Here is a 14844-nt window from a genome sequence, read left to right on the forward strand (position 1 = left end):
ACTAGCCCTTCTAGCTTCCCTTGAAAACATTTATGTTCCATTTCAAGAACCTAACGGTCAGTCCCAGAACTCCGTTCCAGATCTTTCCGGACATGAAGAAGATGGCCAGCCCTATGAAGAAAAGGCCGAAGCTGAAGAGAAGCAGTTGTAGCTGAGTCACGTCGAATGGTAGATTTACGAGGTACGGAAAAAAGAACAGTATGAACGGACTGGCGACGAAGGCCGCGGCAACAACGTAAAGCGAGAGAACGAGCGCGTACAAAACTATGAAAAAGGGCAGGGAAACAACAAGGTTGAAGAAACTCAGCCCGATTATGCTCACGATCGCCGCGCCGATGCCCCGTCCTTTTCCGGATTTCTCTTCGATACTGCTGACTCTGTACTCTGCAGTTATGGCACGGGCAATTTTCTCGGGATCGCCGAGTGCGCGCGATATCTCTTCTTCGCTTTTGCCGGCCTTTTTCCCTTCCCTGAAATGGTCGCGGTAATCCTGAAGGAGTTCCTGCCTCTCAACAGCGGAGAGGGAGCCAAGTCCCTTTTCGAGCAACCTGATGTATTCAAATTCCTTCATTGTCAACCTCCCCGCCGATGAGAGCGTTCACACTTTCGGCAAACTCTCTCCAATCTCTTTTCAGATCCATGAATCTCGATCTTCCCGAATCGGTCAACCTGTAGTATTTTCTTGCCGGTCCTTCACTGGATTCTATTATATATGAAGAGAGCAGGTTTTCTTTCTGGAGTCTCTTCAAAAGAGGGTATATAGTGCCTTCGGAGATCTCGACAGCACTAGACACCCTCTCAACCAGCTGATAACCATAGCAATCTTCCTTGTCAAGAATGCTAAGAACACAGAGATCTAAAACACCCTTTTTCATCTGGCTATCCAAGTGAAACACCCCGTAACAGAAACAACCGCCCGGTTCTGGTCATTATTTCTTCTTTAAAACTATGTCGGCGTTGCTGGTTCTGAGAGTTATATCCAGATCGCTGCCGTTGTTCAGGTTTCCCTTTATGCTGGTTTTGCTCATGCTCGATACGGTTATGGAGAGCCCGGTTATATCTACCCTGCCGTTTGAGGTCGAGGCATCGATGTAGGCCCGTATATCTTCGGGAACGAAGAGCACTATCTGACCGTTCGAAGAGGTCAGCTCGAGCGTTCCCTGCGACGGGAGCGCAGAATTCACCGTGACCTTGCTGTTGGAGGTCCTGAAGCTGTTCGTAGTACCCATAAGGGTGCAGTCTGTGATATTGATGGATCCATTGGAGGTCAGCGCGCTAATATTCGACGAGGAATTTTCCACGTTTATCGACGCATTCGACGTGGTAATCCGAAGGTCGCCTTCCAATCGCGTACCGGTGAATGAGCCGTTGCTGCTCTGGAACTGCATCGGACCTGTTATGTCTCTGGCGTTGATCGGTCCGTTCGAAGTCTCCGCGACCACTCTCCCGTTTATGGAATAAACCTCAATACCACCATTAGAACTTTCTACGTTTATATAAGAGTTCAACGAGGCCGCTTTCATCTTACCGTTGCTCGTTCTGGCCACTACCTCTTCCAGCAGTTCGATGGGAACACGGAGATATATAGAAGCACCCTGTCCCCTGAATTCACCGGTCTGCTGGAGCCTCGGTGTAACGATTTTTAGCAGTCCATCCAGAACAGTCACCACCGGCTTCGTTTCCTCGAAGTATTTCTCCTTGAGGTCTTCCGAGGAAACCTTCACGGTTTGTTTGACTTCAAGAGATATAAAACTCTCTTCCCACCCTATAATTTCTACTTCGCCGTTGAGAGTGTAGATATCTATCGATTTGATCGCGTCATTGAGCGATTCTTGATAGCTCCTGTCGAAACGTTGGCCGTCTAAAGACCAGCCGAAGTCGAAACCAAAATCAATACCGGCCGGTCCGATGGCCACTGCCACTCCTATAAGTATCAGACCGATAGCCAGCAGAATCCCCACCCATGCTACACCTAGCTTTCTTTCAAAACCTTTCAATTAGATTACCTCCCGATTCGTCCGGCGAAGAGGCCGGATTTCTATTCAGCGAATAATATAACACCCATTACCTGGTATTGCAAGGTACTGTATGGAGTCGTCGCATTAAGTTTTTGTTAATGTTTTTTGAGTGGGAAGAGTCGTCGTTGGAAAGAGTGTTGTGAGCGAAAAATGGGGACGAATCCCTCGATGTCCCCGGTCAGATTAATCGTTACCCAGTGTTTCTTTCTGACCGTAGTAGGCGTTCTTTCCATGCTTTCTCGAATAATGCTTATCGATTATATACACAGGAAGGGTTTCAACGTCGCTTTTCAGCATCTTCGTCAAGAAGGCCATCTTCGCCACCTCTTCAAGAACTATACTGTTGTTTACGGCGTCATCCACACTTTTGCCCCAGGTAAAGGGAGCGTGCCCGGCCACGAGGACTCCGGGAGTGCTCAAGTAATCCCTTCTGGCGAACGTCTCGACGATAGCTCTGCCGGTGTTCATCTCGTAGTTTTCTTCCGTTTCTTCCTCACTCAGGAATCTAGTGCAGGGTATTTCGTTGTGGAAGTGATCGGCATGGGTCGTCCCCAGAGAAGGGATCGGTAACTTCGATTGGGCCCAGGCCGTGGCCCATGTTGAATGTGTGTGGACTATGCCGTTTACCCCCTCGAAGTTTCTGTACAGAACGATATGGGTCGGTGTATCTGAGGAAGGCCTCAGCTTTCCCTCCAGAACATTTCCATTCAGATCGACCACTACCATCTTTTCGGGTGACAGTTCGCCGTATCCCACCCCGCTGGGCTTTATTACCACGAGTCCCTTGCTGCGGTCAATACCACTCGCATTGCCCCATGTCAGAATCACTAAACCGGCCTCGACCAGCCGTATATTGGCCCTGAAGACCTTTTCTTTGAGCGCTTCCAGCATACTCTGATTTCCTTTCGCATCACTTCAACGGCACTTCTGAATAAGCAGCGTTCACTGCTTTATCACAGTTTCCGCAATTTGTAGTAGATATCGCCGTTTCTCAGCTCTCTTTTGAAGTCACGTATTTTCGTCTCTCCATCTATAACGACGAACTCTATATCGAGCATTTCGCAAAGGTCTTCCAATTGCTCGGTATTGACAACGTAGCTCAGACAGGAATGGTGCGCTCCTCCCGCCAGTATCCAGGCCGTTGCCGCTGTGGGAAGATCGGGCTTAGGGATCCATAGCACTCTGGCCACGGGAAGCCTAGGCATCTCTTCCTCCTGACGCCTTTTTACGACCTCTACTTCGTTGACGATCATCCTGAATCTATCTCCGAACTCCACGATACATACCTGGACAGCCTCTCCCTCTCTGGCATCGAAAACAGATCTCGCTGGAGCTTCTTTGCCTCCTATCGAAAGGGGGTGAACTTCGAGAGAAATCGGGCCATCTGCGAGAGATTCACACACTTCTAGCATATGAGAACCCAGTTCCTTCATGTTACCGGGTTCAAAATGGTATATGTAATCTTCCATGAACGATGTTCCACCCTCTCTGCCAGTGGCCATGACTTTCATCGTTCTTACCAGCGCGGCCGTTTTCCAGTCTCCTTCCCCTCCGAACCCGTAGCCGTCTCTCATAAGCCTTTGAACGGCCAGTCCAGGGAGCTGGCGAAGGCCGTACAGATCCTGAAAAGTAGTCGTGAAGGCCTTGAACGGACCTGTATCCAGAAAACGTCTGAGGGCTATTTCAATCCTTGCCGCCTCATGCAAAGAACTCTTAAACTCTTCCTGGGAAACGGAGGATCTGGTGAGATGATATTCCTGCCCGTACTGTTTTACGAGAGCTTCTATTTCGCTTTTTTTTACTTTCTTTACCAGCTTTATGAAATCGCCCATGGCGTAGCCGTGAACTTCGTATCCGAGATCTATCTGGGCATCGACTTTATTGCCTTCGGTGACGGCGACGTCTCTCATGTTGTCACCCAGTCTCGCTACCTTGAGGTTCTGCATTTCATTCCAGCCGAGCGCTGCCCTGATCCAGTTTTCAACTCTTGTGATCATTTCGGGGTTCTTCCAGTGGCCCGCTATAACCTTCCGCCTTATATCGAGCCTTGTGGCAGTAAAGCCAAACTCTCTCCCGCCGTGTGCCGATTGGTTGGTGTTCATGTAATCCATATCTAGGCTCTTCCACGGGATCTTCTGGTCGAACTGGGTGTGGAAGTGAAGAAAGGGTTTTCTCAAGGCTTTAAGGCCGGCGATCCACATCTTTCCAGGCGAAAAAGTGTGCATCCAGGCCATCAGTCCTATACATCTGTCGTCGCCGTTGGCTTCGTTCATGAGGGTTCTGATCTGCTGCGACTCTTTCAAGACGGGTTTCCATACAATCTTTACCGGCAACCCGGCCTGGTCGTTCAAATACTCGACCAGTTTCTTCGAGTTGCTCTCCACCTTTTTCAGTACTTCTTTTCCATAAAGCTCCTGGCTTCCTGTTATAAACCATACTTCGAGACCTTCAACTCCCACGGTGATTGATCTCCTTTCTCGATAATCGAGCTGGTATTTATAGTATATATCCTGCACCGCGACTTGTCGTTCGGTGCAGGATATAAGGCTATGATGTTACTAAGGCGAAGATGCGAAATTCGTAACGATACCGGACCCTTCGGATTTATCTGGCTACCGTGATTCCGACGAGCAACGTTTTGTTGTGTTCGCTTTCTTCCCAGGGCCTGGAGTAAGTGAACCTCACCAGAGAGATGCCCGCCTTGAGCGCTTGGAAGTCGAAGGCGACGTTAACCGGCGCGCCAAGAACTTCCTGCCGCCCTCCCAAGTCAACAATGGGGGCCACTCCAGGCGAATCGCTTTCTGTCAGCAAGGAGCGCTCGACCAACCTGAGTACGGCTGTATCGGAAACTTCTGCCCGCCAGGAGTAACCGGTTGAAGGGTTCTCCTGAAGAATTACCCTTGCCAGCTGCGACATTTCGACCTCACCTGACGAACTACCGAGGATGTTCACGTACTGCGGAACGCACTCGCTCAGGCTGCCGTCGCGGACTTCGACGTTGTACACTCTCACGTCGATCGCCGTCTCTTCGCCTTCCCATGCTCTGAACAGCTTGAAGACCAGAGAAAAGAAGCCGCTCTTGTTGGGAGAAAAGAGCCAGGTGACGGTAGAGGGGCTACCGGCCATTACGGGAGTATCTACTGAGCTTTCAACAGTCTCCTTCGAAACGAGCGTCAGAAAGGAAGGATCGGAGACTTGATAAGACCAGGTGTATCCCGTGGAAGCGTTTTCAACCAGCTCGACTTTCAAACGCTGCTCAATACTCACTACATCTATAATCGCCGGAATAGTAACGATATCTTCCGATATACCGGAAAAGAGCATTGTGGAAATCACAGTCAAGACTGAAAAAATTACTATTGCCGATCTTCTCATAACTTCAAACCTCCAGTATTCGTTGTGGTTGCGGATTTATAAGGTTGCTCAATTCTCCGGACCTTTCGTTTTAGACCGGACTTCCACGAGAAGGGTTCTATAACCGGTCACCATGATTTTCCGAAAAGTGTGGAATACCGATTCCGGGAATTCTTTTGGATTGGAAATGTATAATACTTCTGACGCTCTCTGAAGGGAAGGCTATCTATGAATCCATTTGCCTTGTTGATGTTCATTACCACCGTATCTTGCGGCTTGCTGGGAATGTACAGCTTCTATAAACGGGAGTTGACAGGAGCGCGGCCTCTTGGTTTTCTGATGTTTGCCATCGCCTGGTGGTCCGCTATGTACGGTCTGGAACTTCTGAGCAATGATTTGCAGCAGATGCGTCTGTTGAACAGGATCTCCTATCCGGCGATCGTTTCGCTACCGGTTTTCGTCTTCATGTTTGTCATGGCGATTCTGGACAGAAGAGAATGGTTCACGGTCAAAAGAGTTATCCTGCTTTTCATAGTGCCCACGATCGTCGATCTGGCCATGTGGACCAACGAATTCCACTGGCTTTTCTACAGGGTTAGCGAGATAGATACACAGTGGCCCTTTCCCGTCCAGAAACTCGTCCACGGTCCGCTCTTCTGGATCAATATCGTTTATACTTACGTGCTTCTAATATGCAGTATAGTATTGCTTCTCAGGGAGTGGTTCTATTCAGAGAGAGCTTACCGAACGCAGCTGGGCATTGTACTTCTGGGCATGGCCTTCCCGATACTTGTGAACTTAAACCACCTTTTCAAAATCCTTCCGGTGGGATATATCGACCTGACTCCGGTCGCTTTTTTCCTGACCGCTCTGTTCGAGGCTTTGAGCATTTTTAGATTCAGGTTGTTCGATCTACGGCCCATCGCCAAAGAGACCGTGATCAGTAATCTGGAGGACGGGATAGTCGTTATCGACAAATCGGGCACACTAATAGACGTGAATCCCGTATCGGTAAGGCTTCTCGAAATCGATGGGGATAAAGCGCTCGGACTCTCCATAGACGACGCCTTTTCCCGGATACCAACTCTGCTGGATTTTATTGAATCGACGGACTCGCGATCAGAGTTGGTGATAGGAGAGAGGATCATTGAATCCAGAAAGACTTCCATAATGAGCAAACGCGGAAAACTTAGGGGGCATATTGTTCTTCTAACGGATATAACCGACCACAAAAGGACCGAAGAAGCTCTCAGGAAAAGCCAGGAGATGTACAGGACGTTGGCCACAACCGATATGCTCACGGGCGTGCTGAACAGGTATTCACTGGAACAGCTCCTGGAGGGTGAAACCGAAAGGTCCAGCAGGTATGGAGAACCGCTTTCGGTGATAATGTTCGATTTAGACGACCTCAAGAAGATCAACGACACTCACGGTCATATTGTTGGGGACAACGCCCTTAAAGCGATCAGCTTTCAAATTCTCTCTAAAATCCGTAAAAGCGACTCTCTAGGCCGCTGGGGAGGTGATGAGTTCTTGATCGTGGCTCCCTCCACCGATCTAGCGGGAGCTCTTGAAATGGCCGAAAAGTTGAGGGCGGAAATCGATTCCGTAGAGTTCGAAGCGATCGGGAAACTGAGTATCAGCATGGGTGTCTCATCGCTTGAAATGGGTGAGAAAGACTACGACGGGCTTTTACGCAGGGCCGACAGGGCCCTGTATGAATCCAAGAAAAGAGGTAAAAACAGGGTAATGGCCATCTAGAAGACCGCCCGATATAAACTGCTCGTGGTTCTATGAAACTCCCACGGCTTTCAACCAGTGTCTCGCGATCAACGCATGGCCCTCCGGGGTCGGGTGGATTCCATCTTCGGCCCAGAAAGAAGTCTCTCTCTTTGTGGCAGCCGCCGCGAAGATTCCATCCAGCGGAACGTACACGGCTTTGAACTCTCTGGCCAGCCTGCGTATTATCTGTATCTTCGGTCCCAGGTCTTCCGTCCACATTTCCATCTCTCTGTAAGCCGGTAGATAAAAGGGTTCCATAATGATCAACGATGCACCCTTAGAAGCTGCCGATTGGAGCAAGTATCTGTAGTTGCTCTCGAAGAGTGCCGGTTCGGTCCTGTCGTCGCTGTCGTAAAAGCGCCAGCAGTCGTTTATTCCTATCAGGATAGAGACCCAGTCCGGCGAAAGATCCAGACAATCATCTTTCCAGCGGTTTTTGAGATCTTTAACCCTATCGCCTCCCACGCCCCTGTTCAGAAATTCGATCCTCATTTCCGGAAAAAGTGAACCTATCATGCCGGAGACGATCGCGGGATAGCCGCTTCCAAGATCGAAAAAATCGTCTCTGTCTCTCCCGGTATCGGTTACGCTATCGCCCTGAAAAACAACTCTCTGCTCTCTCTGAAGAAGCATCTCCTTACCCCCTGTATGTATCGTTATTCTTATGATTCACCTTTCACGGATCGGGCCACTCCGTAAAGCCCCTCCGAGTTTTCTTTCAATATCCTTGCAGCCGCTTTCAACGCTTCGTTCAACGTCAATTCTCCGCACTGGATAGATCGCTCCAGAGACAACCCTACGGCCCTTCTGGCCCAGGTTGCGGCCAGATAGAAACCTTCTGGCATGAATCTAGCGTCGGAGGAATAACAGATCTTCGTGACCGGCGCGATCTCCAGCATCTCTCCGATCACTGCTTCCATACCCGCGACACTTAGAAGGGGAACGGAGAGGCCGAAATCGATATAGACCTCCGGATAAATCGCGGCAAGATACGCCGCTTCCCGTGTGTACGGGTAACAGTGGAGCAGAACCAGCCTGGTCCGCGAGTACTTATCTTCGTCGAGCAGAGGTTTAAGATGAAGCGGATTCGATTCGCGCAGATCGAGGTCGGAATCGCCCCAACCGGTGTGTATCTGCAAAGGGAGATCCCGACCCCTGCAGACTTCGAGAGTCAGTTTGAAGAGAAAACCCAGCAGCCTTCCATCGGTCAACCTTCCGGTGTTCCTCTCTTTTTCAACTAAGTAGCCGTCTCTGGCCGCTCTTTTGTCGTGCGATCCGATTCTCAGACCCGATCTGTAAGCTATTATGCTTTTGTAAGCCACGACGCTCCCCGGTGGATTGAGGAGTGCATCTCTGAAATCCGACAGGAAAGAATCGAAAGAGATTGAGTTTTCGAACAAGGCTTCGGCAAGACTTTCGATTCTCAAAGCCCTGTAAGTGTTCACAAAACTTGAGTGCCATTCCAGAGGCCGGGTTCGGTGGAACCAGAAGCCGTCGTCCAGAACGACGCCGGAGATATTAGCCTTTTTGAAATACAGATCGGCCAGTTCGGCCTGTTCCATCTTTTCACGCCTATTCCTGATCGCCTCGATCGAGGGATCGCATTCAAGAACGGCGGCGATATCCTTGAGACTTCTCTTGAAGGCGAGTGTCTCGCCTGCAAAAGATTTCAGATATTCCCTATCAGTGCTCTCGGTGAATATCCCTTCGATAGGATATTCCTTGAGCCATGCGGGGAGGAGAAGATTGTGTGCATGACCGTCGAAAACGGGAATTGACGATAGATCCAGTCCCATCAGAACCGCTCCAGTAGAATTTGGCGCTCTTGAGCGATCGTCAGTTCGGCCATAGTCTTCCATTCGGCTCTCTTAACCGCCAGATAGGCCCGGGACAGATCTTCGCCCAGGGTTTTCAGAAGGTACTGGTCGTTTTCAAGTGTATCCAGCGCAATGCCTAAAGAGGATGGAAGGGGATCGATCCGGCTATGGAAAAGCTCCTCGCCATTCATTAAGGCCGGGTCGCTCTGCAGATTGACCGGCGGTAGGACTTTTTTCCTCAGTCCGTCAATCCCGGCGAAGATCACCATTCCCAGGGCGAGGTACGGATTGCTGGAAGCGTCCACGCTCTTCAATTCGACGTGACCGGCGACGCTGCCGGAGGGATCTGTCGGAACCCTCAAAGCGGCTTCTCTGTTGTCCAAACCCCAGCATCTGTAAGCACCGGCCCAGCAGGAGGGCTTTATTCTCCTGTAAGAGTTTGTGGTCGGCGTCGTCACGGCCATGAGAGAGGGGAGATGTTCCAGAAGCCCAGCCATGAAATAGAGCGCAACCTCCGAAAGCTCACCGTTATGGTCCCTCATTACGTTTTTTCCGTCTTTCAAAAGACTGAAATGCAAATGACAGCCGCTGCCTCCGAACTCTTCGAAAGGTTTGGGCATGAACGAGGCTATTAGACCGTTTCTCGCCGCGGTGGTCCGGACGGTTTCCCTGAAAGTGATCTGGTTGTCGGCAGCCTCGAGCGCAGGAGCGTGGGCTATGACGACTTCCTGCTGGCCCGGTCCCGATTCGGCGTAGTATCTCTCGACGGTCAGGAATTGGGCCTTGAGATTTTTGACTATATCGCCCACAACCTTCGAGTTGAGGTCCATCGAAAAGGAGCTTGCAAAAAGCGTATTGTCCACCGGATCCAGAGACCTGTCGAAGAGATAGAACTCATTCTCGAAGGCGGCTCTCATTGTGAAACCGAGCTCGTCAAGAGCCTTTATGGACCTTTTCAGAAAAAACCTCGGACATAAACTCCACTCGCATTGACCGGTGAAGAGATCCGAAATAACGCTCGCGTGCCCCTGGGTATAGGGAAGTACGTTCAGAGTATCCCAGTCCGGGTTTAGCCATATCTCACCAATGGGCATCAGTCCGCTTTCAGGCACCACGCCGTCGTACATGACAGGCACCCCCTGTTGCGCGCGAGAGATACCTGCTACCGCTTCAAAATTATCTTCGAGCGAATCGATGTCGATCGATTTGGCCCTTATCACGTTGGCGTTATCGCACCAGAGAGACCTTACAAACTCTACCTTTGCGCTTTTTAGCGCTTTTATGAGTGCCTTTTTCAACCTCGATACCTCCGTTATCTATCCGTCCACCTAAAATAATCCTGCGGTGTCTTCTTAAAGAAGTTAACTTTACGTCCGGGAGATATTCAAAACTCTATCAGCGGCAAGTTTGGCTGTAATCAGGCAAACCGGCACTCCCGCCGGATCGAAGCTCCACTGACCTATCTGAAAGAGATTCCTTACTGGCGTATCGATCGATCTCTTCATTTTTCTGAAGTCCCTCAAGGGAAAAGTCTCGGATGGATGGTAGTTCCATCCTGTAATAGAACCACCGCTGTTGAGGGTTTTCTCTTCCATGGTGAAGGGAGTGGATACTATCCTGAATTCGATCTTCTCTTTCAACGATGGATAAAGCCTAAAGAAGTTGGCCATTACATCGTCGGCGGCCTGTTCCTTAAGACGTTCATATTCCGCTCTGGAAACACTTCTTCCCCAGCCGTTCATGGCCTTCTGAGTCGTATTGACATTAAGAATTATCCCCGTCTTGCCGGCTGGAGCGAGAGAAGGGTCTCTCATGCAGGGAATGCTGATCTCCATTCCCGTAGTTTTGAAGTACTCCGGCGATTCATAGTCACAGTACTTGGCTGCAGCAGGAACATAGATTATGTGTTCCACATGCTGGTCAAGATTCTCTGGAGCTGTGTCAACCCCCATAAATACGGAGAAGACAGAGTCGGAAACCTGCGCTCTGTTAAGCCTCTGAAGGAAATCTAGATCTACGGAATTCTCCGGGAGCAACTTGTTGTATAGCCTCTTCGCATCGGCTGCATTCACGATAACCGGAGACTCGATCTCCTGACCGGTATCTGTAACCACTCCGGCCGGTGAACTGCGTTCGAGAAGAATCTTAGTAACTTCGGTATTTGTGAGTACGGTGCCCCCACTTTTTCTTATAAACTCTGCAAGTTCGAGGGGTATCTGTTCTATTCCTCCTCTGGGATAGAAGTAATCCCTGAAAACCGTCGGGTAGGCCAAACCAAAGAACGCGGGAGTTCCTTCGAAGAAGGGCTCGTCTATGATACTGACAAGCTCATCGTCGGGGATTCTAACTTTGAGGAAATCCCTGAACGGTATATTGTTGTATTTCAGTTTCTTCAGGAAGCCCAGAAGCTTCTTACCGTTCTTGAGAAACCAGGGAATTGATTTCAACTTGGTCAGAAACGTAGTCTTTCCGTAAAGCGGTCCTGACATTCCTGATAACGAACCCATAAAGCTGTTCAGCTCTTCCATTTCCTTAAGTAGATCCTCTATGCCGGATCTGCTTTCGGGAAAACGTTCACCGAGGAAGTCGAAGTACTCCAGAAGACTTTCGTCCGACTCCATGGAAAACACTTTGTCCTCGAAGCCAGCGTACACTCTGTTCTTTACGAAATTTAGCTTATCCATGATGCCGAAGTTTTCAAGCATTGGAAATAAAAGCCCCGCGTTTTCCACTGCTTTTATTCCGCTGTCGAAATGGTATCCGTTATATTCGAAAGAGGAGAAATAGCCTCCGGGTTTTTCCGATCTCTCTATCAATATGACTTTTTTGCCGGCCTTTGCTATGAAAGCCGCACAACTCAGACCCGATATTCCCGCGCCGATTACGATACAGTCGTATTTCATCTTATCACTTCCTTTTCCAGCCAGCTAAGAAGCCTTTTAATTGGGACTGACCTGTCATCGAAGGAGAGTCTTCTGCAGCTCTTCTCGCAGTATCCCGGGCAGTCGGCGCAATCGGTGCTCCCCTCCGTCTCTAGAAGCCGTCTCTTCGCCCCCAGAAAGTTTCCCGACTCCAGACGCCTTAAAATACCCCGAATATCCTTACCATCGGGACACTTCATCTTGCAGCCGGGGATTTCGCACAGCTGACAGTAGCCGCTAATCAAAGGGACCGTCTCGCGATCGAGCGCGGTATTTTCGAGATCCACCGCTTTCCTCTTTTTTTCTGAAAGATAGTGAACCCTCTCGATTTCGGGCTCTCTGTAACGGTACTCCTTCATTCTCGAATCCCTGAGAATCAGGTTTGCGGCCCCGATACCGGAGACCGTGACCGCCGGCGTCCCCATTCCCATCACGGTCGAATCACCGCATATGAACAGGTTTTTCCATTCGCTCCTGGCGTGAAGTCTCTTCAGTAATTCCTGGCCGATGGACTGCTTCGGGCCTCCGACACGGCCTTCGTTCTTTAGCGTGTATCTCTCGATTGTAAGCGGCGTGGCCGTTTCCAGATGTTTCAAAGAATCCCTGAGTTGGGGGAATTTCTTCTCGACCAGCTTCAGAACTCTCTCGGTCTCTGCTTTTTTCATCTCTTTGTACTGTTCGGTGCCCCGCGGCGGCCACTTCTTCTTTGACGGAGCGATCATGGACATTACATGAGTGCCTTCCGGGCAGATCGATGGATCGTCGATCGAGGATATATAAACTGTGACATCACTCTCGGCTATCTCATCGAACTCCTCGACGAACATTTCGACGGGATTAGTTCCGGTCGGAACGGCCGAAGAATCGACGGCGGCGTAAACGACGATCGCGGGGAAGGTTGGCTGGAGGGATTGAACCCATTTCAGCTTCTCTGGCCTGATGTGTTCTTTTGGGATTATCCCTCCGTAAAGATTCCATACCGTCCCACCATAGATAACATAGTTCGACCTGATCTCGCTTCCGTCCTCGAACTTAATACCGGCCGCTTTGCCATCTTCAAAGAGGATCTCGTCAACCCTGTTCTCATAAAGCAAGTAGCCGCCGTTTCTCTCAATTGACTTTTCAAGTTTGTTCGGGATCATCTGGGAGGAACCGGCCGGATAGAAACCACCACCCTCGTGATTGTCTATGAACATGGTCACCGCGAGAATGCCGGGCGTCTCTTTGACTGTTGTATAACAGTAGGTGGAAGTGAGAACATCGAAGAACTGATAAAGCTCTTTTGCTTTTGGGTCGATGAATTTGTTCATGAGCTCTTCGGTGCTCTTGAAGAGCAGTCTGATCATCCTGGCCTGCCGCACCGGGTGCCTGAGCAGGGCTTTGAGACTGTCACTCCTCTTCATTTCAGTCGGAGGTACTACCACGGGATCGGCCACGATCACATTGTGATAGAAGTCGGCGAGATAGTCGTAAAACTTTCTGAGCTGGTCTTCATAGCCGGGGAAGTGCCTCCCGAGCTCGCTAATGAATCTGTCGAGATCCGGCCAGAATATAATTCTTTTCTCTCCAAAGGTCACGGAGTAAAGAGTCTCATGCCTTATCACGTCGATGTCCTCTCCGATCTCGTTGAAAACGAATCTGTGAGAGTTAAAACCACGGTTGCCGAATCCGAAAACCATTCCTACCGCAGAATCGAAAGTGAAGTCGTTTCTTCTGAAGATCGAGCAACACCCGCCGGGAAGATAATGCTGTTCGGCGACCAGCACCTTGAGACCCCTGTTCGCCAGTAAAGAGGCTGCCGCAAGGCTTCCGAGCCCAGAACCGATCACTGCAACATCGTATCTACTATCTGGAAAGAAACTGCCTTTCATAGGTACCTCCGGTTAAAATATCTCTGGTTCTCAACTAATAAGATTCTAAATTATGAGAAAGCTCTTTTCCTAGCATTTTATAGTAGGTCTAATTAAAAGGCGGAGCCTTAGACTCCGCCAGCTACATGGAACTAATCGTTTTTGCCGGTCTTTGGGTTATACAGAGATCACTGCGGGATCATAACTGCGTCGATTACGTGTATTACACCGTTTGCCGCTATTATGTCTGTAGCTACTATTTTCGATCCCTGTATTTTTACTTCGTTCGGGTTGACGGTAAGCTGGCCTCCGTTGAGAGCCGTCAGCGATCTCATGTTCAGAACATCTTCAGCCATATATATTCCAGGAACTACGTGATATAGGAGAATATTCTTGAGAGCGGGAATGTCTTTCAAAAGTGATTCTATGGTTCCTTCGGGCAGTTTGGAGAAGGCTTCATCGTTCGGTGCGAAGACCGTGAAAGGACCTTCACCCATTAGAGCTTCTACAAGAGAGGCTTCCTGGAGGGCTGTTACGAGTGTTTTGAAAGTACCGGCTTCAATTGCTATCTCTGGGATTCTTCTAGTTTCTTTTTCAGGAGGAAGTATTACCGAGTCTATAACATGAATCACTCCGTTGCTCGCTTCTATATCTACTGCTGTAATCATTGCGTTGTCAACATAGACCTTACCGTCTTCAACTTTTATGGGGATAGCGCTGCCCTCCGCGGACTTTAGATATTCAAGAGACACTACATCTGTCGACATGTACTTTCCTGGAACCAGGTGATATGTAAGTATTCTGGTTAGAGCGGGTATATCGTTCAGGAGGCTTTCAATAGTTCCTTCGGGGAGCTTTGCGAAGGCTTCATCCGTGGGGGCAAAGACTGTGAATGGTCCTTCGCCCGTTAAAACTCCTGCAAGGCCAGCCTTTTCAACTGCTGCAACAAGAGTGGTGAAATTACCGGCAGAAACTGCTAATTCAACGATATTCTTGGAGAAACCTGTGAATACTAATCCAATCAGAACCAACACCAGAAATACCTTTTTCATAATCATCACCTCAAATTAGAATTTTTATTTCTGTTTTTAAAAACTAAATC

13 protein-coding genes are annotated in these 14844 nt (G+C 49.5%); 1 reads left to right on the plus strand and 12 read right to left on the minus strand.

Features of this window, described 5'->3' with window-relative positions; all coding sequences use genetic code 11:
- Positions 1 to 10: 10 nt before the first annotated feature.
- The 6 genes from MESINF_RS06830 to MESINF_RS06855 form a co-directional block, all read right to left on the minus strand.
- Positions 11 to 571: a DUF1700 domain-containing protein gene (locus tag MESINF_RS06830; RefSeq protein ID WP_169699128.1), complete on the minus strand. Its 561-nt coding sequence runs from the start codon at positions 569 to 571 to the stop codon at positions 11 to 13.
- Positions 558 to 887, minus strand: coding sequence for a PadR family transcriptional regulator (locus MESINF_RS06835; RefSeq protein WP_169699129.1), 330 nt, complete (start codon positions 885 to 887; stop codon positions 558 to 560). Before MESINF_RS06835 ends, MESINF_RS06830 begins: the two co-directional genes overlap by 14 nt.
- Before the next feature lie 42 nt (positions 888 to 929).
- On the minus strand, positions 930 to 1997 hold the full coding sequence (locus tag MESINF_RS06840; protein ID WP_169699130.1) for a DUF4097 family beta strand repeat-containing protein: 1068 nt from the start codon (positions 1995 to 1997) through the stop codon (positions 930 to 932).
- 204 nt (positions 1998 to 2201) lie between these two features.
- Positions 2202 to 2909 carry an L-ribulose-5-phosphate 4-epimerase AraD gene (gene araD / locus MESINF_RS06845; protein ID WP_169699131.1) on the minus strand — a complete coding sequence of 236 codons (708 nt, stop codon included), beginning with the start codon at positions 2907 to 2909 and terminating at the stop codon, positions 2202 to 2204.
- 62 nt (positions 2910 to 2971) lie between these two features.
- Complete coding sequence (araA, locus tag MESINF_RS06850) at positions 2972 to 4477, minus strand: L-arabinose isomerase (RefSeq protein WP_231936649.1); 1506 nt, start codon at positions 4475 to 4477, stop codon at positions 2972 to 2974.
- A 145-nt stretch (positions 4478 to 4622) separates the two neighbouring features.
- Complete coding sequence (locus tag MESINF_RS06855; RefSeq protein WP_169699132.1) at positions 4623 to 5393, minus strand: protease inhibitor I42 family protein; 771 nt, start codon at positions 5391 to 5393, stop codon at positions 4623 to 4625.
- Between the two features lie 207 nt (positions 5394 to 5600).
- Between MESINF_RS06855 and MESINF_RS06860 the strand changes: the two genes are divergently transcribed.
- Entirely contained in the window at positions 5601 to 7133 is a 1533-nt protein-coding gene (locus MESINF_RS06860; RefSeq protein WP_231936650.1) for a histidine kinase N-terminal 7TM domain-containing diguanylate cyclase, read from the plus strand.
- A gap of 30 nt (positions 7134 to 7163) precedes the next feature.
- Here MESINF_RS06860 and MESINF_RS06865 read toward each other — a convergent pair whose 3' ends face one another.
- The 6 genes from MESINF_RS06865 to MESINF_RS06890 all read right to left on the minus strand — a co-directional run bounded on the left by MESINF_RS06865 (position 7164) and on the right by MESINF_RS06890 (position 14794).
- Positions 7164 to 7787 carry an SGNH/GDSL hydrolase family protein gene (locus MESINF_RS06865; RefSeq protein WP_169699133.1) on the minus strand — a complete coding sequence of 208 codons (624 nt, stop codon included), beginning with the start codon at positions 7785 to 7787 and terminating at the stop codon, positions 7164 to 7166.
- Positions 7788 to 7816: 29 nt separating this feature from the next.
- The gene (locus tag MESINF_RS06870) at positions 7817 to 8950 is read right to left on the minus strand and encodes an amidohydrolase family protein (protein WP_169699134.1); all 1134 of its coding nucleotides are present in this window, start codon (positions 8948 to 8950) and stop codon (positions 7817 to 7819) included.
- On the minus strand, positions 8950 to 10269 hold the full coding sequence (locus tag MESINF_RS06875) for a glutamine synthetase family protein (RefSeq protein WP_169699135.1): 1320 nt from the start codon (positions 10267 to 10269) through the stop codon (positions 8950 to 8952). The genes MESINF_RS06870 and MESINF_RS06875 overlap by 1 nt, the downstream gene beginning before the upstream one ends.
- Positions 10270 to 10338: 69 nt before the next feature.
- Positions 10339 to 11874, minus strand: coding sequence for a phytoene desaturase family protein (locus tag MESINF_RS06880; RefSeq protein ID WP_169699136.1), 1536 nt, complete (start codon positions 11872 to 11874; stop codon positions 10339 to 10341).
- Positions 11871 to 13763 (minus strand): phytoene desaturase family protein, encoded by a 1893-nt coding sequence (locus tag MESINF_RS06885; RefSeq protein ID WP_169699137.1) that lies wholly within the window; start codon positions 13761 to 13763, stop codon positions 11871 to 11873. Before MESINF_RS06885 ends, MESINF_RS06880 begins: the two co-directional genes overlap by 4 nt.
- Before the next feature lie 167 nt (positions 13764 to 13930).
- The gene (locus tag MESINF_RS06890) at positions 13931 to 14794 is read right to left on the minus strand and encodes a fasciclin domain-containing protein (protein ID WP_169699138.1); all 864 of its coding nucleotides are present in this window, start codon (positions 14792 to 14794) and stop codon (positions 13931 to 13933) included.
- Positions 14795 to 14844 lie beyond the last annotated feature (50 nt).

The sequence above is a fragment of the Mesotoga infera genome (assembly GCF_900157305.1).
Lineage (GTDB): Bacteria > Thermotogota > Thermotogae > Petrotogales > Kosmotogaceae > Mesotoga > Mesotoga infera.